General features: G+C 54.8%; 14 protein-coding genes and 1 tRNA gene. 3 read left to right on the forward strand and 12 right to left on the reverse strand.

Annotation, left to right across the window (positions count from 1 at the left end):
- Nucleotides 1–102: 102 nt before the first annotated feature.
- From ACMXYH_RS02430 to ACMXYH_RS02440, 3 genes are all read right to left on the reverse strand, one after another.
- Complete coding sequence (locus tag ACMXYH_RS02430; protein WP_415766190.1) at nt 103–1914, reverse strand: pyrroloquinoline quinone-dependent dehydrogenase; 1812 nt, start codon at nt 1912–1914, stop codon at nt 103–105.
- Nucleotides 1868–2566, reverse strand: a complete 699-nt coding sequence (locus tag ACMXYH_RS02435) for a hypothetical protein (protein WP_415766191.1) — start codon at nt 2564–2566, stop codon at nt 1868–1870. Before ACMXYH_RS02435 ends, ACMXYH_RS02430 begins: the two co-directional genes overlap by 47 nt.
- A gap of 189 nt (nt 2567–2755) precedes the next feature.
- Entirely contained in the window at nt 2756–3673 is a 918-nt protein-coding gene (locus tag ACMXYH_RS02440) for a GntR family transcriptional regulator (protein ID WP_415766192.1), read from the reverse strand.
- Nucleotides 3674–3827: 154 nt separating this feature from the next.
- On the opposite strand from ACMXYH_RS02440, the gene ACMXYH_RS02445 reads away from it, so the two are divergent.
- Entirely contained in the window at nt 3828–4529 is a 702-nt protein-coding gene (locus ACMXYH_RS02445; RefSeq protein WP_415766193.1) for an aspartate/glutamate racemase family protein, read from the forward strand.
- Nucleotides 4522–5271, forward strand: a complete 750-nt coding sequence (locus ACMXYH_RS02450) for a hydroxypyruvate isomerase family protein (protein WP_415766194.1) — start codon at nt 4522–4524, stop codon at nt 5269–5271. Before ACMXYH_RS02445 ends, ACMXYH_RS02450 begins: the two co-directional genes overlap by 8 nt.
- 490 nt (nt 5272–5761) lie before the next feature.
- Here ACMXYH_RS02450 and ACMXYH_RS02455 read toward each other — a convergent pair whose 3' ends face one another.
- The 6 genes from ACMXYH_RS02455 to ACMXYH_RS02480 all read right to left on the reverse strand — a co-directional run bounded on the left by ACMXYH_RS02455 (nt 5762) and on the right by ACMXYH_RS02480 (nt 15262).
- The gene (locus ACMXYH_RS02455) at nt 5762–6670 is read right to left on the reverse strand and encodes a DMT family transporter (protein ID WP_415766195.1); all 909 of its coding nucleotides are present in this window, start codon (nt 6668–6670) and stop codon (nt 5762–5764) included.
- A gap of 42 nt (nt 6671–6712) precedes the next feature.
- On the reverse strand, nt 6713–10255 hold the full coding sequence (locus ACMXYH_RS02460; protein WP_415766196.1) for an amino acid adenylation domain-containing protein: 3543 nt from the start codon (nt 10253–10255) through the stop codon (nt 6713–6715).
- A 36-nt stretch (nt 10256–10291) separates the two neighbouring features.
- Nucleotides 10292–11599, reverse strand: coding sequence for an aspartate aminotransferase family protein (locus tag ACMXYH_RS02465; protein WP_415766197.1), 1308 nt, complete (start codon nt 11597–11599; stop codon nt 10292–10294).
- Between the two features lie 93 nt (nt 11600–11692).
- Nucleotides 11693–12943, reverse strand: coding sequence for an iron-containing redox enzyme family protein (locus tag ACMXYH_RS02470; protein ID WP_415766198.1), 1251 nt, complete (start codon nt 12941–12943; stop codon nt 11693–11695).
- Nucleotides 12944–14015: 1072 nt separating this feature from the next.
- A complete protein-coding gene (locus tag ACMXYH_RS02475) occupies nt 14016–14288 on the reverse strand; it encodes a hypothetical protein (RefSeq protein WP_415766199.1) in 273 nt (90 codons plus the stop codon).
- The gene (locus ACMXYH_RS02480; protein ID WP_415766200.1) at nt 14285–15262 is read right to left on the reverse strand and encodes an integrase domain-containing protein; all 978 of its coding nucleotides are present in this window, start codon (nt 15260–15262) and stop codon (nt 14285–14287) included. Before ACMXYH_RS02480 ends, ACMXYH_RS02475 begins: the two co-directional genes overlap by 4 nt.
- Nucleotides 15263–16394: 1132 nt before the next feature.
- Here ACMXYH_RS02480 and ACMXYH_RS02485 point away from each other — a divergent pair.
- Entirely contained in the window at nt 16395–16910 is a 516-nt protein-coding gene (locus ACMXYH_RS02485; RefSeq protein WP_415766201.1) for a hypothetical protein, read from the forward strand.
- 8 nt (nt 16911–16918) lie between these two features.
- On the opposite strand, the gene ACMXYH_RS02490 is transcribed toward ACMXYH_RS02485, so the two are convergent.
- The 3 genes from ACMXYH_RS02490 to ACMXYH_RS02500 all read right to left on the reverse strand — a co-directional run bounded on the left by ACMXYH_RS02490 (nt 16919) and on the right by ACMXYH_RS02500 (nt 19860).
- A complete protein-coding gene (locus ACMXYH_RS02490; protein ID WP_415766202.1) occupies nt 16919–18241 on the reverse strand; it encodes a tyrosine-type recombinase/integrase in 1323 nt (440 codons plus the stop codon).
- A gap of 171 nt (nt 18242–18412) precedes the next feature.
- Nucleotides 18413–18488, reverse strand: a tRNA-Thr gene (locus ACMXYH_RS02495).
- A 130-nt stretch (nt 18489–18618) separates the two neighbouring features.
- A complete protein-coding gene (locus ACMXYH_RS02500; RefSeq protein ID WP_415766203.1) occupies nt 18619–19860 on the reverse strand; it encodes a nucleoside deaminase in 1242 nt (413 codons plus the stop codon).
- Nucleotides 19861–20072 lie beyond the last annotated feature (212 nt).

Below are 20072 nucleotides of genomic sequence, written 5' to 3' on the forward strand. Positions count from 1 at the left end.
GCTACAAAATTACTTCTCTCGTAAGTGGGAAGTTAGACTGCTAACTTCCCTTCCATCCCGGTCCGATAATGTTACGGAGAGCCTTTTCAGGCAGAGCGCGATTTACTTCTTGGGTAGGGCCCAGGCGATGATGCTGTCACCTAACTTGGTTGGAATTCGGTCATGACCGCCGACCACTGCCACGACGTACTGTCGGCCTTGGCTCATGTAGGTCAAGGGTGAAGCCTGATTGCCCGCGGGAAGGCGTTCTTCCCACAGTAGTTCTCCACTTTCACTGTCGTAAGCCCGCATGAAACGATCGATGGCGGCACCGATGAACGTCACGCCTCCAGCTGTTGTCACGCCCGTCGCGTCACTCGGCGTACCGATTTCGAAGCGCATACGAGAGGCGATTCCCCAAGGCCCGCTGTCGTACCCCGTACCGAACGGGCGACTCCAGACTACATCGCGCGTGCGCAGGTCTATACCAGTAATGAAGCCCCAGGGTGGCGCAATGCAAGGTTGGTCAAGGGATGACATCCATGGATCTTTGATGGCGCCGTAAGGCAGTCCGGCCTGGACGCGGAAGCCTTGGCTGTTGCCCGGCGCTTCTTGGAATGACTTGGCATTGATGGCGTCGAGTTGTTCGCGAGGAACCAACCCCTGCATGTAAGGGAGCCGCTGGTTATTGATGATCAGCAGGCCTCGTTTGAGGTCTACCATCACGCCTCCCCAGTTCAAGCCGCCATGATGGCCGGGGAAAATCAGGCTTTGTTGGCCTACGACTGGTGGTGTGAAGATCCCTTCGTAGCGTGCCTGGCGAAACTCGATGCGACATTGCAACTGATCGAATGGCGTTAAGCCCCAGGCATTTGCCTCGGTCAGTACTTCCGGCATTTTCGATGGGCGCCCCATGGTGCTCGGCATATTGGGCGAAAGCGGCTGGGTGGCCGAGGTGTAGTCGCCAGGAGCGGTTCCCTGTGGGACGGGAGATTGCACGATATCCACCAAAGGTTCGCCGGTGGCGCGGTCAAGTACGAACAGCTGGCCGGATTTGGTGGCTTGAATGACGGCAGGGCGTGTGCCCGTTGATGTGGGGAAGTCAATCAGATTGGGTTGTGGACTCAGGTCGTAGTCCCATAGATCATGGTGAACTGTCTGGAAATGCCATCTGACCTTACCTGTGGCCGCATCCAGTGCAACCAGGGAGGAGCTGAACTTGTCCTCTTGTTCCGTGCGAGTACCACCATAGAAGTCGCCGGCAGCGTTGCCGGTGGTGACATACACCAATCCCAGTTCATCGTCGGCGGAAAGCGGTGCCCAGGAGTTGGGTGTGCTGAGCGTGTAGTTCTCGTCGTCGCGAGCGGGGGCATTGGTGTCTGGGCGGCCCAAGTCCCAAGCCCATTTTTGTTTGCCGGTAACCGCGTCGTAGGCACGAACCACTCCCGAGGGCGCTGGGCGCACATCTGAATCAAGGACTCGGCCCCCGGTGATCACTACCCCGCGGATTACGATGGGCGCGGAGGTAATCCCGGTCGACCCTTTTCTGAAGGTGCCTAACCCGTCTTTCAAATCCGCAAAACCTGCGTTGCCGAATCCGGGGCACGCTTGGCCAGTCAAGGCGTCTACCGCTCCCAAGCGAATATCGTTGGTGCCCCAGATGATGCGCGAGGCGCACAGGCCACTGGCATTTGGCACTTCGAAATAGGAGACACCACGGCAGTATGCGCCGCCATTGTCGAAGTAGGCTGGGTCGACTTTGGAGTCAAACCGCCAGTTCTCCTTCCCTGTGGTGGCATCCAGAGAAATGATGATTTGCTTCGGAGTGCAGGTATAGAGCGAGTTACCCACCTTGATCGGAGTGGCCTCGTTCAAGTATTTGGTTTTTTCACCGGGTTGCTTCACGTCGCCGTGGTGGTATTCCCAGGCTTTCACCAAGCCCGACACATTCGAAGGGGTGATTTGCGATGCTGCGGAATAGTGATTGCCCAAGTTGGAGCCTGCATAGGCGGTCCAGTTGGTTTCGTCGTGTGACGCGGCAATTACCGTCCGGTGAAGTTACCGTATTGCGACTGAACGGTTGTTCGGGACGCGTCGTTGCGAGCGTCGAGTCGGCAAGATGAACGGTTGTTGGGAAGAACAGGGGCACCAGGATGGTGATCGCCATAAGTATCGGCAGTAGACCCATAATGGTGAAGTAATGGCTTCTTTTAGCGTTGGAAAAGTCACGACGCACCAAAGGCCAAAAAGCCAGAAACGGTACGCTGAGAACGGCCAGCCAGGCTAAGCGTGGAATGAAGGCCCAACCATCGTACCCGGACTCCCAGATCGCCCAGGCGTAGGTGGCCAGGGAGGCCGCACCATAGAGGTAAATGCCGCGAGCCTGTTTCAGGCCGATGAGGATGGCCGATAGCAACAGGGCGGTGCCCATCATGGCGTAATAGGGTGATCCGCCAGCTGCCACCAGAGCCCCGCCTCTATAGGCGAGTGACGCTCCAAGCAGGGCAACCAATATGGTGTACACCCCGAACAGAAAGTTCGAGACTCCCGGCCCTCTACCCAACGTCCTTTGTTTCACTGCGATCATCCCTGTGTAATTCGATATGGCTCAGCGTCCAGCGGCGCGCATAATTGCTTATTGTTGTAATGAAATACAATATCCGACGAAAAAATTAACTTCCTAGTACGGACGTGCCATGTTTTTGTATCTTGTTTCGATTAGAAACAATCATGCTAAGCTGACCAGCGAATTTTTGGGGAGCGCTCTGACGAGGCTTCAATCCGTAATGGGGTGTTCGGGGTGCGCTTCTGGCAAGACGTCCTGTTGAGTCTTGAGCCGGCCCACTTCGTCCAGATGCCTCCAGAGAAATTGAGCGGCTTCTTCGCGCCGATCAGACTCGATGAGGTCGAGCAAATGGATGTGTTCCTGGCATTGCACCATAAGGCGAGTGCGATCGACGTTGGCTTTGTAGCCCATGAATCGCCTGAGTTGATTTTGCTGGCGTATGGCATCGATGAAAAAGACATTTCCGGAGCACTGCACGATCAGTTCGTGAAACTGGGCGCCCACTTGGAACAGTTGGGCGCGGGACAAGGTGTGGATATCCCCATCGAGCATGGCCTGCTGTTGCTGCCTGGCCTTGGCAAACGCTGCGTGATTAATCTGATAACCGGGCTCAAGCAGGGCGGCCGGCTCGATGGCCATTCGGAAGCGGTAGCTTTGGATGTGTGTCTGGGCGTTATGCACGAAGTCTTTGAGACTCCATCCTTGCCCCGGCTTGCGCTCCACCATGGCTTCGCTGGCCAGCCTGTTCAATACCTTGAGCAATTGTCCGCGGGGCACTTCGTAACGGCGCAACAGCTGCGCTTCGAAAAAGTGGGCAGGTATTTCCCCGCCAAGAATGTCGTCGACCACGCGAAGGTAAAAGTCTTCGAAAGGATCACTGGCGAGAGGGAATGTTGTTTCCTGAATCTGCCCTGCACCTTGTTTCAGAAAGTAGCCACGATTAGGTTCCTGAATCGCGAGATCCCACTCAGCGAGCAAGGCAAAAACTCTCCGAATAGGCGAACGCGAAACACCCAGCGCTTGCGCGAACGTCTGCTCGCGCAACGGCTCACCGGCTTTCATCGACCGGGCGCGAACCATGTCGATGACGCGTGGGGCCAACTGCAAGGCGAGGTCTTTCTTGATCACAGGCTCTATCTCGAATGGTTAGCTTCAGTCCGTTCCCGTTGGGGGAGATACCCCCATCGGACTGGAGTTGGAAAATACCATACGAAGAGGATGTGGGTATCTGCACAAAGAGCGCAGGTGGACTTGTCGACCAACCTTGTCGAGGCACATGAGTATGAAGGCTCCACGCATTTTTCTGATCCACGCGACCGCACTGGCGATCGATCCCATCACGGCGGCTTTCGCCCGGCTATGGCCGCAGGCACAGATCATCAATCTGCTCGAGGACTCGTTGTCCCGAGACCGAGTGGAGGAGGGCGGATTAACCACGAGTATGAAGGCGCGCTTTCTGACGCTTTCCTATTACGCAGTACAAAGCGCAGCGGATGCCATTCTTTTTACCTGCTCGGCTTTCGGCGATGCCATCGACCTGTGCAAGCCTGACATTTCCATTCCAGTACTCAAGCCGAACGAAGCCATGATCAATCTGGCTCTAGCGCAAGCATCGCGTGTTGCCGTGCTGGCGACGTTCGAGCCTACCATCACCTCGATAATGGCCGAGTTCAAGCAAGTGGCTGAGCGCAGTGGTCGAGCGCTGGAGGTGGTGCCCTATTTTGTCCCTGGTGCAATGCAGGCACTGAGTGAAGGGAACAGAGAAGGCCACGATACCGCCATCGCGGAAATGGCCGGTCAGGTCGGGGTCTGCGATCTGATCTGTTTCGCACAGTTTTCGATGACGAGCGCCGCAGGGCAAGCACAGGCTCGATCTGGTCTACCTGTATTGACCACTCCCGATAGTGCAGTGCTGGAGCTGCGAAGGATGCTCCAGGTTGATGATTTCGTTTCTTCCCAGGATGGAGGTTTACCCAATGCTTAAATTCAATGCTCATCTCGGTTTCCAATTCAATGAGTTGCCTTTTCTGCAACGCATCGAAGCCGCCGCCGCAGCTGGTTTTCAGGCGGTGGAGTTCCCGTCGCCCTATGAATTCGACGCCAGCGAACTGGCCGATCACCTGGCTCAATACCGTCTGCCGATGATTCAGTTCGCCGCACCGGCTGGCGTTACCAAAGGCATCGCTGCCTTGCAGGGCAAGGAAGAAGAGTTTCGTGCTGGCTTGGTCCAGGCCGCCCGCTATGCAAAGGCGCTGGCGTGTTCGGATGTCCACATCATGTCTGGCGTTACAACGCAGGATGAGGCAGCGCTTATCTTCGGGGGCAACCTGGAGTATGCAGTCAAGTACTTCGAAGATCAGGGTTTGCGGCCGCTTATCGAAGTGATCAGTTCGCAGGCGATGCCGGGTTATTACATGTCTGACTTCAGCAAGGCGCAACAGGTGCTGGAGACCTTCCCGAGTGTTGGGCTGATTCTCGATCTCTACCATGCCCAGCTTCTGGCCGGAGACGCAGCAGATGTTCTGGCTCGGTTTTATGACAGAACCGTCCATGTGCAAATTGCCGACTGCCCGGGTCGTCACGAACCGGGAACGGGGAGCATCGACTTTGCTGCCTTGTTCGCGGCGCTGGAGCAGCGTGGCTACCCAGGATGGATCGGGTGTGAATACCGTCCTTCCGGTTCTACCATTGCGAGCCTTGACTGGATTAAGCAGCTAAGTGCTTAGCGCTTGGAACGCGCGAACGACGCCACCATTGGGTCGTTTCTGTTGGTGTGAAATGCCCGCGGTGTCGGACGCCAGCGGGACAATCGCTATTGTTCTATGCGCGTCATTTACACGATTTGACGTAAGGGCATTCCGAAACCCAGAAACGACAAAGCCCTCGTATTTCTACGAGGGCTTTGTTTTGTATGGTGCGGCACCAGGAGTCGAATCAGACATTAACCAACTGTTTTATTTATTACTTATGCTTAATTATAAATTTTTCTATCCCTAAAATTATCCTAATCACCCCCCGCATTTTATTCGACCCGTCTCGATACCCGGTAAGGACATTCTCGCGCTGGAGGAAGCTGTGATGGAATTGACGTTCTAGGTGGAAAAACAGGGACTCGGAGAGGTAGGTGAAAATGTTCGCGCTAATCCTCTTCCAACCCTGTCGGCGGTTGCATCGGCAAACGTCGACAGGGCTGCTTCGATCATGTCTGCCCTGGCTTCAAACTTCGCTCAGAGACGTCCTTCGGGCTTGGCTTCGATCCCCGATCAGACACAACAACAGTGAAAGCACAATCGCGCCGATGCTCACATTCATCCATGGAGTGATCTGCTCATCTAGTAACAATGCTGACCATGCAATCCCCGCCGCCAGCGCTGCGAAGCTGGCGAACGAAACATAAATCCCACCTGCCCGGCGCACCAGCTCGAAGAACGACCAAACTTCAATTGCTGTGACGATCACCAGCAGCGTCACCTCAGGTCCATGTTGCACAAGCTCCTGATAGCCCGTCTCCGACGTTGAAGTAGCAAATAACGGCAGTGCCAGCAATGCAGCAAGCACAGACTCATATGCTGCCATGGTGAATACCCCTAGGCCTTTCGGCCAGGCAGCGGCGACGTACAGGTTGTAAAGCGCATAGCTCACCGGAACCCCAATGGCCGCCGCCAACCAAAAACGTGACGATCCCTGCGGAAGCGCCGCGCTGGGCAGCAGGAGCATCATTGCGGCACCAATACCCAGTGCTGCACACAACAGATGCCAGACCGTAACCGTTGCCAGACGCAGCAGAAATCCCAGCATGATGCAAAAAACTGGTGTGCTGGTGACGATCAGTGTAATCAGCGTTGAGTCGATATAAGGCGCCACCACCAGCTCAAGCCAGATCGGAAAGGCGTAGCCGAGTACGCTGCAAATGATCAGGAAGCCCCACCACGACGGGTTGATACGCCACGAGCTGCGACTGACGGCCATCATCGCCAGGAACACAATAGCCACCCCGATCAGCGTCGGAAACAGGATCAAATCTGCATGAACCCCGGCACTGGTGATTTTCTTTACCAGTACGAAATGGAGCCCCCAGGTGCTGCCCATCAGGGCGAGCAGTAGAAAATTGATGTAGCGCGTCAATTTGGTAACTCCTTGTTAAGTGAATCTCTCGGTTCAGCGTCATCAACGCGCGACCGCTTGAGCCTGTGAATATGGAGGGGTTGATCCTGCAATCACGGTGTAGACCATCTGCTCCGGTGTGAGGCCGGGAGGTTCGCCATGCTCCCAGCATTCATGCGAGGCGGTCGTTTCATTGATCGCCAGGTCATCGATACAATCTGAAAGCGACAGCGACTTCACGACTGCGAACACTCTCATCGCCGGGACATCCTGCGGATTGGCCAAAATGCGAGCATTCAACGTTGCAAGCCATGTTGCCGAATTCACCAGCGCCAGATCTCTTACCTGCCGACGCATGGCCGTGTAGATTTCGTCCATGGTGTGGCTTTTGCTGGAGCACAGATGATAGATGTTTGCGGCAGTCATGGGTTGCCTAGCCGGATTTACTACGGATGAGGCGATCTGGCCAGCGATGCGATCCGCCGGACAGACTTCCAACTGCATTGGCATGATCGGAAATTGACCTATTCGCAGGCAGACACTCAAGAACTGAAAGACGTAGTCGTTGCTGGCTTCAGCGATGTTTGTGGTGCCGCCCCAAAGTCGACCGCAGCGATAAATTGTTGCCTTGAGGCCCGACGCGCCGAGTTGCTCCAGCAACATTTCGATCATCCATTTGCTTTGCAGATAACCGGACGTCACGCTATCCACTTCCGTTATTTTGGTGTTTGGGGAGATTGTCGGGAGTGTTGGTTTGGTATCAAACAAAGCCATAGAAGAAACGAAGTGGAAGCCAGCGTCACTTGAGAGCGCCAGATTGATGAGGTTCAGGCTCCCGAGGACATTGGTCGTCGCCAATTTCGAGTAAGGCAACAACATGTTGGTATCGGCGGCGCAATGTACGATATCGCCGATGCTGTGTTGCAGGGTATGCAGGCACTCCTCGTCCAGCCCGAAGTTATTGAGGGTCAGATCGCCAACGAGGATGTGCAGTCTGTGCAGTTCCTCATTCCTCACATTGAGCGTTTGCATCAGTTTTCGACGCAGGGATTCGGGCGCTCCCGGGGGTGAGTTGCGAACCAGACAGTAAATTGGACGTTGCGTCTTTTTCAGTAGGTCTTTGACCATGTGGCGTCCGAGCAGCCCCGTAGCTCCTGTCACAAGAATGCCGTCTTCAATACGACCGGATCGTGTCACGCCGAAACGGAGCAAACCTTTGAGTCGATCAAGCTCTGTGTAGCGCCAGTCGCGGAAGTGTCGAGCAGGGTATTGTGCGACCATCGAGTTACCTGCGTCGGTCAGTATGGCCCGCACGCTCGAGTAGTGGTACAGCGTCGACAGTGGCCATTCTCGACCGCTGTGCCGCTCCAGAAATACGGCTAACCGCACGATTTCCAATGAGTCGGCACCATTCTCCGCAAGACTGGCATCCCAATTCAGTTCACGACCGCCCAATATCGAGCGTATTCCCACCATGAGTTCGCTTTCCTGCTGCCGGCCGGTCTTGCCGCTATCCTCGATCTCGGCAGTGACGGTCGCAAGAGCCCGCACCGCGTTGTAATCGATCTTTCCAGCGAGGGTACGTGGTATTTCGTCGAGCAGGACGAAGCTATTCGGAACCATATAGGACGGAAGATCCAGGCTCAGTTGGTGGAGAACATCCGCTTGAGTCACCTCGACATCGGGCATCAATTGCACCGCGCACAGTAGCTTGCCATTGCTACCCGCTTCGGTCATGACCACGCAGCAATCTGACACTTCGGGCAGAGTCCGGACGATCGACTCGATTTCACCAAGACTGATTCTGAAGCCTTGACGCTTCACCACATTGTCCATGCGCCCGTGATATTCGAGTGCCCCGTCGGTGCCGATGCGTCCTAGGTCTCCACTCTTGTAGTAGCGGCGCTGACTTCGATCGCTTTCCACCCGGACGAAGAACTTCTCATCAGTCATTTCAGGGCTGTTCAGATACCCCACGGCCACACCTGGGCTGGATATGCATATCTGCCCCATTCCTCCGAGTGGCGCCGGGTTGTCAAAGCGATCGAGCAAGACAATTCTGCTTCCGGCAATTGGGCGGCCGATGGAGATATCGTTCTTTGAGTCGTCGGTTGCACTGGGTGGCCGCACGCGTTGGAAGGCTGTGACAACGGTTGTCTCGGTCGGACCGTAAGAATTGATCAGGGTCGGGCGAGGTGCGGGGAGACGGAACCAGGCGTGGATATCTGATTTGTAGAGCGCTTCTCCACCAATGACAATCAGGTTAACGCTAGGTGGAAAGCGGAGGTTTTCCGATGTGCAGGCCAGGCTCAGCTCTCGCCAGTACCCGGTCGGCAAGTCAAGGAAGGTGATCTGTTGTTCATGCACGAACTCCAGAAATCTGGCAGGTCGTAAATCGACAGACGAATCGCGGATGATCACAGTTCCACCGGCCATCAGGCAGGGGTAAATTTCCTCGACAGAGGCGTCAAACGATACGGTAGCAAATTGCAGAACCCTGTCATGGCCAGTGAGATTGAACGAATGTCTGGCAACGCTGGCGTAGTACGAGAGTGATGAGCGAGAAACCAGAACCCCCTTGGGCCGACCCGTAGTTCCCGAGGTGAACAGCACATACCCGCAACCCGAGTCGCTTTCGGATTGGGTTTCGGCTATCGAGCGAACCCTTGTTACTATGGCATCGCTACCAATGATCCACCCTACCCGCGCATCCTCAAGCATCATTTTGCTTCGCTCAGCAGGAAGTTCGAGGTCTATTGGAATGTAGATGGCATCCAGCGAAAGCAACGCCAGCGCGGCAACAACAAAACCGCTGGAGCGCGGCATGCTCAGCGCAACACGGCTGCCGGCGGTTACCCCGTCACGTGCAAGCTCTGCTGCGAGCTTCCGGGCATACATCGATAACTGCCCGTAACTTATAGTCGTGCCAGCATCACAAATGGCTACTTTTTTAGGATTCCGGCATGCATGGCTCTCGAACGCTTCCAGCACATCCTGATCCACGACGCCGTGCAGTTTGCCCAGCAATTCAGAGTTCGACTGCACAGGTCTTGCAAGCTCCACAAGTTGTTGCGGAGTCACGCATTCATCACTCTGCAAGGCAGTTGCGATAGCGTGCAGCGTGTCGAAGATCTCATGAGCCAGGTTTTTGTCGAGAATCTGACTGTCGAACAATAATTCGACCGAGGCTTCTCTGACACACATCTGCAGCCGGGCCGTACCGAATAAGCCCTGGCATTGTTCGATGTCTGACCAGGCCCGTACCTGCCACGGGGCGGTCTGCGCGCCGAACATGTCGTTCAGGGCTTTTTTGCAGGCAGCGCGAAGTGCACTAGCTGGCGCATGCGGATCCACATTCAGGCAATTAAAATGTCCTGCGCGAGAGACGACGACACTGTTCACCTCTTCCGCCCAGTTGGCGTACCAGCAAGCCGTTATAAGCCAGGCTGTCAGCAGGCTGGCTTCAAAGTCAGCGTCCTTCGTACCCACTGCCTCTGCCCGTTCGAGACTGACCGACGCCTCATTCACTGTCGATCTTTCATATTCCTCACCTTGCACTTGTGTATTGCGCACCGGATCTGTGTGTTCGATTTCATCGAATGTCATCTCTTATAGTCCTTTACGATTGAGGCTCAACGACAGTCAGTTCAATGCTTCGAGGATAACTAGGCAGAGATGATCGATCTGCTCCCGGTTGATACACAGTGGAGGGGCAATTTCGATCGTTGGATCGTTACGGGTGTAATACAAGGAGGTGATGACCCCAAGGTTTAATAAGCGCTCCCGAATCACCACGACTTCTTCCGCAGTGGCGGGAGCTGAGGAGTCTGCTGATTTCAAATGGATGGCCTGGAGCAGACCTATACCGGTGAGACCGGAAACCTTTGGATGGTCTTTAAGCAAACTGTGCAGTTTGTCTTTTAAATAGACACCCATGGATGAGGCGTTCCCAAGCAACTGCTCGCGTTCGAGAATCCCGATGTTTTCCGATGCCGCCGCGGCCGCGGCTGGACGACCACCGAACGTGGCTCCATGGGCAAACATGCTCTCGTCGCCCTGGGCAAAGACCGAAGCGACGCGTTCGCTGACAATCGTTGCCCCAAGGGAGTCGTATCCACTTGTGAGCCCTTTCGCGCAGACAATGATGTCTGCTTCCAGACCATAGTGTTCAGCGCTGAACCAACTGCCGAGACGTCCGAATCCGGTAATGACTTCATCCACGATCAGTAAAGCGCCAGTCTCCTCGCGCAATCGTTTCAATCCATCAAGATACTGTGTGGTGGGCGTCACCATGCCGTTACTAGTTTCGACCGTTTCAACCAGTAGGCCCGCCACATCCTTGCCACGGCCTGGGGTGGCGTTCAGCAAATCATAAAAGGGATCGCCGCTATCTCGCATCGAAGGAATGGTCGCGGTCATGGGTAGAAGTGGACCGAACTCCTCTTTCAAAGCCGCAAACCCGCAAACTGACAGCGCACCCAGGGTGACACCGTGGTAAGCATGATCGCGAGAAACCAGCCATTTGCGTTGGCTTTCGCCATTCTTGACGGCAAAAGCCCGAGCAATTTTCAACGCGGTCTCTACCGCTTCCGAACCGCTATTGGTGAAGAACACCCGTGCATTGGCTCCGACGACGGGGGACGCCAGATCAGCCAGCGTCTGAGCCAGCCTGGTGGAGTACGGGTTTGAAAAACTGAACGGAGAGCAAAACGCAAGCGTCTTGGCCGCCTGGCTGGCCGCATCGACAATCGAGTCGCGGCCATAACCGACATTCACACAATACGCTCCGCTGATGGCATCCATATATCGACGGCCGTGCGCATCCGTTACATAGATCCCTTGCGCTTCAATTAAAGTTGAAGGGAAAGCATCCGTATTACCAAGTTGATCGGAAGGAAAAAAGTGAAGCCATGTATTGCCATGATCAGGCAGAGCCTTTTCTTTAGACATGAAAGTTCCTTACGCTTGATAACCAAGCATTAATGTCATCAGGTATCGGTTGCTGCGCGATTGATTGAAGAACAATCGCGACGCTATAGACTTTTAGTTATAATTTACGCCGTCGTTTCCGGCGATGACATAGGCTGCGGTAAATGGAGGGAGACGAATCAGTTCGCGCTCTGACGAAGTGGTAGCAGTCAAAGGATCCGTGAGAAAGAGTTTGCCACTTCCCTGAAGATTGATGAGAAGTTCCTGAGCAGAGAAAAGGTGCTCGGTCTGGCCGGGGGATATGTGATTTGAAAATGGACGATTTGAGTTTGGTGACTCTGTTGATTCTGCCACCGTGCCGGTCAATATTTGATGATCAAGTTCCAAGCCAAAAATATCCTGGTAAATCATCAGCTCTACAAAACCGCGCAATATATGGGGCGCGGCGTCATCACCGAAACGCTCCAATGCATGAGCCACCAGGTTGTCAAGCACCCAGCGACCATGTGCCTGATCGACTGAGGTGTGCACATCAAAATAATGACAGTCGACTTTTCCGCTATAAATTTCGCGAACAGACTCTCCCAGTTGTTTTTGCCACACAATGAAGCAAGCTTCATTGCGGAAAAATGCGCCGAGGTAACGCAAGAACTTACTTTTGTCGTGGCAGATCTGATAAGTAAAAGCCGAGACCAGCATGTTGCTGGTAAGGAAGTGGTCCTGATACGCATCCGGCGTATCGCTCAGTCCAAGATCCAACATCGTCTTTTCATACAAATGGCTGTGTTTGTCCTCGGGAACGCCGTTGCCCATCTCGTCCTGGTAAACCCGCAGCAGATGGGACTGTAAGGTGCCGAATGCGCCCGTAGCGTAAAGGCCCATTGGCGCGCCCTCGATGAGGAATTCAATCGAGAACTGCGTCAACAAACTTCTCATCAACGCTTGGCCGTTTGAATCGTTGAGAATGTAAGAAAGCGTAGGATCAAAGTCGCCATTTTTGAGTCGAGCGAACTCCTCATCCAATTGGGCGCCGAAAAACGCCTTCAATTGATCTGCCGAGACCGAGAAGTCGACTTTATCCAACTGTGCACTGACCGGTGCAAATACAACAGCCTCAAGTGTTCTCAACTCGTCTAAAGCCTTCTTGCTTTTGTCGCGGCCATATCGTTCGTCGAGATGCTGCTGAATGTCCCCTTCGATTTCCTTGTTCAAGAAGAGCATGTCCTGCTCATAGCAACCAATTAGGCGCTTCACATTTTTTTTCATGCGAACACCTAGCAGCTCCTCCGTCGCAAGGTTAAGCGTGACGGTTTGCCCATTAGGCAGCGGGTAGGAAAAACGGATAGCGTTATCCAGTAACTTCATAGAAATCCTTTCATTTTATAGGCGATATTTTCCCTGCGTCATATATCCGGCGCAAGACTCAAGCTAATTGGCTTTTAAGGTTTACATTCGCAGGTTGCGACCTTCACTGAGTTAAATCTCAGCGCGAAGATCAATACGAATAGATTTTTGGCATCTATTAAGATGCTGCCGTGCGGAGAAAATAGGTACGGGCGTCCCAGCTATTAACTGTTAGTGGGGGCCGCAATGCGATGGGAAAATCAGGAGGGAGCTGAATACACAGAGAGAGATGGTGGAGCATTGGATTCATTCCGTGAAAATAACGTGTCCTTGATTCAAATCATATAGTCGCACTGTTGTAACTGTCAATCTAGAAACCATGCTGTGAGTGTTTGATATTATGTTCGTGTTCGCTTTTTATTTTGAGCTAAGGTAAAGCTCAGGTCTTAAAAAAGCTAATACTTTCATGTGCGTAGGGGGAGGCGACCATTTCAAACGGTAGTAAAATATAATGAACGATAGAGTTGTCGGCAAATTCCAGAATATCTACGATGAATATCTGAACCGGTCAAAGGCTGACACGGTGTGCGAATCGTTGCACTGATGCCATACAACGAAAATGGCGATGCCCGGGATGATCGAAGGCGCCGAGCACGGTTGGGCTCTACTGAAAGCAGAAATCGGGAACAATCACAGTATTGCAGCGCCAACTGCGCCATATTCTGATTCAGTCCAAACTGGTGATCGGTACGATAGAGTGCAGTGAGCCGAATTCGTGGCAGTCCTGGAATCGTGACCAACCCGCGCAATGCACCACGTTCGATCAGGTGAGACAGGCAAGCTTTGGGCGAGTAGCTGACACTGCCCCCGGACAAGGTCAGTCCGGCCTGTACAAGCAAGTTATGGCTGGCGATTGCCTTGGGTATCTACACGTTATGTGAGGCCAGGTATCGCTCATAGATCAAGCCTATGCCGGACTGAGAACCTTGGGTCGATGCCGTGTCGATTTAGCGTTCACGGACGATGTTGCGAAATACTGGGGAAGAGGCCAATTCCTATCGCCCGCTTCTGATTGGTTGCTGATCCTCGACTATCAATTGAATTGCCATGCCCTTCCTAAGCGAATAGTGAGCAAATGTATGGTCAACAGATAGTAGTAGCGTGTCGACTCAGCGCGCGGATTCAGGTGCGCATCAAGAAACCAGACCAGATGCTTTCGCTGCCAGGTCCATGGATTATCTCGGTGCCAGCGTTTAGAAATCGCAGCGTGAATTGCCTTTGCTTGGCGTAGGTGACGCTCGCGTGTGGCAGGCGACCCGGTCAGCACTCCTACCAGAAAAACCTCCATATCGAATGGCTTGCTCATGCTCGCCCGCCAATGTACGCCGATACCACGTCGATACGACCGTGTCCTAGCTCATAGCTGATTTGTGCTCGGGCCTCTCGATCAAGGTTTCGATCGAGCTGATAGCACTTGCCGCCATTGACGGGCGCGGGATGATGGGTGATTTGCTCGTAGCGTTCGCACGCATAGGCTGCTCGTAATTCGTGGAAGCCTTTGAGGTTGTGTGTATGAAGAATGTCTCGGGCTGGGCGAGCGACTCTCTTTTGGAAATCGAGGTAGCGTTCATTCGGTGCGAGCAGATTGCGACAGCCAGCGGGTGAAACCTGTTCGGCATACCTGAGTGCTTCGCTAATATGATCATCCACTGAGACCCATCGATGTGCCGATGTGCCTGAACGGCCACCTTTGGTGCCGTCCTGAATGTTGATCTTCCCGTGATATTCGGCCTCACGCTTGAGGCGCGGAAGGTCGGCCAAAATCGCCTCCCGCAAACGCATTCCGGTGACTCGTGCCAAGAGCGCGATGGCGGCGGCACGGGGATGCTCTTCGCGGAGCGCATCGACGATGCGTATCAAATGTTCGCGATCCTGGCCTTGTGGGGCTGTCATGCGGATGGTGGTGCGCTGCATTTCCAAAATCTTGCTCGGACTCGGCACTTTCACGTACTGATCCCCGCGAAGCGCTGCCATAGTCCGGTTGACGCCGGACAATCGGTTTTGTGCGGTGGCGATGGCAAGGTCGCCGCGCTCGACCAATTGACGCAGATGCGCCGCGTAATCCGACAAGGTTTGGCGATCAATCTGGCGCGCATCGTTGAGTCCTGGTCCAGTGTCTGAGCGACACCAGCGCACAAATGCCTGCCAACGATCGCTGTGCGCTTTGACGGTCCCGTAATGCCCGCCGCCAAATAGATCTCGCAATGCCTGTGGCCCGGCATAACTCAGTTGCCGTCCATACCCAAAATTGCGCCCATCCCGTTTACCGACCAACGCCATGATCAAACTCCTCTCGAAGCCAAAATCTTTGAAACCTTCCCCACGTCATCCCGCCATGGATGTTGAGTGTTATCAGGGATCAAGGCCCCTGCGACCTGTGAGGGTTGTCCATTAACGCGGGACTTGCGGCTCCTTACGACCGGGAGCTTGGGCATCTCATGATCTGGCCTCCTGAACACTTCCGAGGAAGTGGGCGGGTGGAGGCTGCACTGGCTGACGAGACCGGCGCCGCGAGATCCTGAGTCGGGTGAAGGCAGTGATGCGATGACAGGGGCATGCCTGACTGTCAGTCAGGTGCAGTCCATTCCTTGGGCTGCGGCACCATCATCTGCATCGCTGTTTCTGGTGACTTCGGTGTTTGTCACGCCGATTGTCACGAGGGGGAATGCCGCAAAGCCTTGTACGAGTTGGGCTGCAGCAGCGGTAGGAGCGCCCGTCTCTTTCCCGGAGAAAGAGACGGGCGCAGGTTGGCGCAATGAAATGGCCAAACGGATAGGTTGCTGCAGGGCAGCTATGAAAGGGGATGAGTTGCCGCAGTGGGCACACTGGTAAAAGCAGGCATCCATCACATCGCTGTGACCGTGCGAGCCGCCGGACGCTAATCGCACTTTGGGAGAACCACCACGGTGTGGCGTAGCCTTAAAGGTTCTGGCTACCTGGGTTGCTGTCAACGACAGCGCTTTGCCCGATCTTTTCTACGCCTGTGGATAATTCGGGTCAAGGCTCGAATTTTCGGGATTTCTGCGGCTTTGGATGAAATTATCCACCGGTGGAAATCAGTGGTTTTCCACAGACAGTTGCGTGGGCTTTAGATTTTTTAAGTGAGGTCCATCCAAGCAGGGCGGCTTTGCAGCCCCGCTTGGATGGACCCGCGTGGACAAGCGGATCATCGAGATTTCGAGACCGTACGCTTACTTTGCTGCGCCGCGATTGGCTTTTGGCCGTGCGACGTTCGTGCAAAGTCGTGAGCAGTGACATCCTCCTGCTGATTCGTGACTGGGAATCGGCTCCACCAGTTGATGATCAGTCTCCGCTCGTTGAGTTGCGTGCGACTATGGAAGACTGAGTACACTCCCCGCACGTATGTCTTTTCTTCGACCTTTTGCAGCTACGTGACGGGCGCTCACGAGGCATGATTTATCACCTGCCGGGTGAGCAACTGCCTACGCCGGAGCAAGTGTTCGCAGGTCCGCTGCAGAGCTCCGAACATTACGCCGGCAGCTCCGAACATAACGGGGCTAGCTCCGAACATAAAGCAGGTAGCTCCGAACATAAGGTCGAGCCGGATATGCAGCGAAACGGTGATGGCTGCTTGTTGAGCGATCATATTGACGCGCCGCTGATCGATGCTTTGGACAGGCTTGACGCAGGGTTTCGAGAAAAACTCGAAATACTGGCTGAGGAGCCGCGCAATCGAGAGCGCATGCAAAAGGATCGTATGCAACAGGTGATTATCACCCTTTGCAAGGAGCACTATCTGACGCTCAACGTTTTGGCTAATTTGTTAAAGCGCAGTCCAGATGCCCTCCGTCAGCAGTACCTGAATGGAATGGTGAAAAGCAGGCAGATTCAGTTGGCATTTCCGTCCAAGCCGACTCATGAAAGGCAAGCGTACAAAGCGCACATTGGTGGACAGGATGAGGAGTAGGTAAAGGCCTACTCCCTCAAGCTGCTTTTCGCCTTGAGCCGCGTGACGTTCGCTCCGGTCTGGTTCGCGAATTCGTGCGGAGTGACATGTTCCTGCCGGTTGGCCTCCAGATACCGGCTCCACCAGTTCATGATCAATCTGCGCTCCTCAATGAATTCGGCCTTGTGGATGTAAGCGGCGCGGACGTTGTTGTGTTCTTTGTGGCTCATCTGCCTTTCAATGGCGGTCTCGGACCACAATCCTGACTCAATCAGTGCGCTACATGCCATCGAGCGGAAGCCATGGCCACAGATTTCGGTTTTGGTGTCGTAACCCATATTTCGAAGCGCGCTGTTCACCGTGTTTTCAGACATCGGTTTCGACGGGTTGGCATCGCCTGCAAACACCAGGTCGAATTTGCCGGTGAGGGCGTGGATCTGTTCAAGCAGGACCACGGCTTGCGGCGATAAGGGTACAAGGTGGATGTCCCCGGCCATCTTCGTACCCCTTGTTGAAAAGGGTACGCCGTCCAACGCGGGTCGAGTGTCCGGTATCTCCCAGGTGCCGCGCTTGAGGTCGAACTCGTTCCAGCGGGCGAAGCGCAGTTCGCTGGAGCGTACGAACACATGCAGCGAGAGCATGACCGTCAACCGGGTAAGTGCGCGGCCTTTGTAGGTATCGATACGTTCCTGCAATTCAGGCAGACGCGATAAGGGTAGAGCGGGGCGATGAATGACTCTCGGGGCTTTGATCAAGCCTTCGAGGTCGTAGGCAGGGTTTACGGTGATAAGCCGTGAACGCTTCGCCTCGCGCATTATGCTTTGCAGGTAGTTTTGTACCCTTAAAACGACGTCAATCGTGCCGCGTTTCTGGATCGCTTCCAGAGGTTGCATCAGGTCATGGGTGTCCAGATCGACAATAGAGCGAGCGCCGATCAGCGGGAAGACATGGGTTTTGAGGCGGCTCAGAACGGTCTTGGCATGGCCCGGAGCCCATTTGGCAGACATCGCTTTGTGCCAGTCCAGTGCGGCGCTTTCAAAGGTTCGGCCTTTGATTGCGGCCTGCGTCTTGGCTTGGTGTTTGGTCTCTATGGGGTCGATGCCTTTCGCCAGCATCCGCTTGACCTCCAGGCGCTTGTTGCGAGCCTCGGCGAGGCCGACCACGGGGTAGCTGCCGAACGAGGTCAGTCCTTCTCGGCCATCAGGTTTTACATACCTGAGACGCCAGCCTTTACGGCCATTGGGTTGGACTAGAAGGTAGAGGCCGTCGCCGTCGAAAAGCTTGTAGGCGCGGTCGGTGGGCTTGGCTGAGCGGCAAGCCGAATCGGAGAGTGGAGCAGTGGTGCGCGACATAAGGGTACTCCCCCTTTATCGAATTACCTTACCCCTAACATTCCCCCTAAAACGGTTGGAATCCACCAGTTTCTGACGGAAACCGATGGAACGCCAAAACGAAAAAACCCGCCAGAAGGCGGGTTTTTCGGGGGTTTCAGAGATTTTGAAAGCCTTCTCTGGAACCTTGTATGGTGCCGGCACCAGGAGTCGAACCCGGGACCTACTGATTACAAGTCAGTTGCTCTACCAACTGAGCTATACCGGCGTGTTAGGGCGACGATTATAGCGATTGGGTTGGTTCTGTAAACCCCTGAATTCAGACTATTTTTGCGTAGGCGTCAGACCGGCCCCGCGGACGCTTCTGCGGGGCTGGTCTGTGCGATTGCTTTAAAGCATTACACGCCGTTTTTTACCGCGTTGATCAGGTCCTGACTCAACACCTGCGCGGGAGCCACTTGCACGCTTTGCGTGTAGAACGGCGGCAGGTTTTGGGCCAGTGTCGACAGCGCTTGTGCGGTGGTGTTGCCCGGCAGCAGCACGTATTGGAGGTTGGACGGATAGCTCTGCGGCACGGGGCCTTCCATGGTCGAACCGTACGCGCCGAAGGTCATCACGGCCTGCGGGGTGGTGGGGTCGGGGGCGTAGAGGAAGACGAAGGTGCCGTACTTTGGATGCGTCAGGTATTGCTCGGCCTGGGCGCGAACCGTCGGGTCGGGGTCGTTCATCAGGGTCCAGCGCATGACCGCGTAGTTGCGGGTGGTTTCCATGAACGCTGTACGAATTGGCGACTGGTTCTCGACGCCTCCCAGACACACCAGCAGGTTGCCGAACGGATCGATGAGGGCCACCGAGTTGAACACCGGGCTGTGCTGTGCGGTTTGTAACAGTGGCGGGGCGAGTTCTGCGCCGGGGTCGCGTGGGTTGGCCGATTGCACGGTCAGCGCAAACGGGCTGAGCGCAGTCAGTGCCTGGCGGACTTTGCTGTTGGCCGGAAGGTTTGCCGGGTTTTGCAGTTGATCCGGTGGCAGACCGCTGTTGTTGCTGGCCTCGCGTACGGTGTTGACGCTGGCGGAGAAGATCGAACTGGTGAGGAAGTAAGCCGCCGAGTCGATGGTCTGACCGCCGAATACCGGGCTGGTCGAACCTTGATAAGCCCGGCTGACAGGCGCCGCAATCGCGTAATAACCCCAGGTGTCCTGCGCCTGTTGGCGGATCTGCGGCGGCAGCGACGGAAAGGTGAACTGGCTGTTGTAGTTGATGCCTGCGTAGTCATCGATCGCACTGACGGCGACGTTAAATCCTGCAGTCAGCAGTGAACCAGCGCACATGGCGCACGGGTCCAGCGTGGTGACGACAGTCAACTGATTGGGCGGTGGCAGGTTCAATGGCGCGACGTTTTCGTAGTACCAGTCCACCAATTGCCGCTCGCCGTGTGCGGTCGGGTCATGAGGTAGAAAGTAAGTGGTGCCGCTGCCGGGGTAAGGCATCAGCACATTGTTGTGCAGCGCGGCGATGACTTCGCCCGTTGCGTTGTTGATGATGGCGCCACCCACCGCGAAGGTTTGCTGCAGCGCAGCATCAATGGCTTGGTTGGCGACGGTATCGACGGCTTCCTGTGCACTGTTCAATGTGCTCATGTTTTTCCCAGCTCCTTGCTGTTTGAACGCCAGGCAATTCTGGCGTTTGGCAAAGATAGTTCAGGTTTCGCAGGTCGTTTATGTTGTTTTGGCTGAACGCTTATGCACAACGGGATCTGTACCGCACCTGCTTAGAGGCAAATTTGTGGAGCCGTTCTCATTTGATCGCAAATGCCTGTTTTTCCGATTTTTTTACAGGTGTACGAAAATTG

The organism is Pseudomonas frigoris (assembly GCF_047758635.1).
In the GTDB taxonomy this organism is placed as follows: Bacteria; Pseudomonadota; Gammaproteobacteria; order Pseudomonadales; family Pseudomonadaceae; genus Aquipseudomonas; species Aquipseudomonas frigoris.

Bases quoted from the DNA above. Each gene is read 5' to 3' on its own strand.
- ACMXYH_RS02465 (WP_415766197.1), bottom strand. From the start codon at position 11,599: ATGTCTAAAGAAAAGGCTCTGCCTGATCATGGCAATACATGGCTTCAC.
- ACMXYH_RS02485 (WP_415766201.1), top strand. From the start codon at position 16,395: ATGATTTATCACCTGCCGGGTGAGCAACTGCCTACGCCGGAGCAAGTG.
- ACMXYH_RS02500 (WP_415766203.1), bottom strand. From the start codon at position 19,860: ATGAGCACATTGAACAGTGCACAGGAAGCCGTCGATACCGTCGCCAAC.
- ACMXYH_RS02445 (WP_415766193.1), top strand. From the start codon at position 3,828: ATGAAGGCTCCACGCATTTTTCTGATCCACGCGACCGCACTGGCGATC.
- ACMXYH_RS02450 (WP_415766194.1), top strand. From the start codon at position 4,522: ATGCTTAAATTCAATGCTCATCTCGGTTTCCAATTCAATGAGTTGCCT.
- ACMXYH_RS02490 (WP_415766202.1), bottom strand. From the start codon at position 18,241: ATGTCGCGCACCACTGCTCCACTCTCCGATTCGGCTTGCCGCTCAGCC.
- ACMXYH_RS02435 (WP_415766191.1), bottom strand. From the start codon at position 2,566: ATGATCGCAGTGAAACAAAGGACGTTGGGTAGAGGGCCGGGAGTCTCG.
- ACMXYH_RS02470 (WP_415766198.1), bottom strand. From the start codon at position 12,943: ATGAAGTTACTGGATAACGCTATCCGTTTTTCCTACCCGCTGCCTAAT.
- ACMXYH_RS02475 (WP_415766199.1), bottom strand. From the start codon at position 14,288: ATGAGCAAGCCATTCGATATGGAGGTTTTTCTGGTAGGAGTGCTGACC.
- ACMXYH_RS02480 (WP_415766200.1), bottom strand. From the start codon at position 15,262: ATGGCGTTGGTCGGTAAACGGGATGGGCGCAATTTTGGGTATGGACGG.
- ACMXYH_RS02460 (WP_415766196.1), bottom strand. From the start codon at position 10,255: ATGACATTCGATGAAATCGAACACACAGATCCGGTGCGCAATACACAA.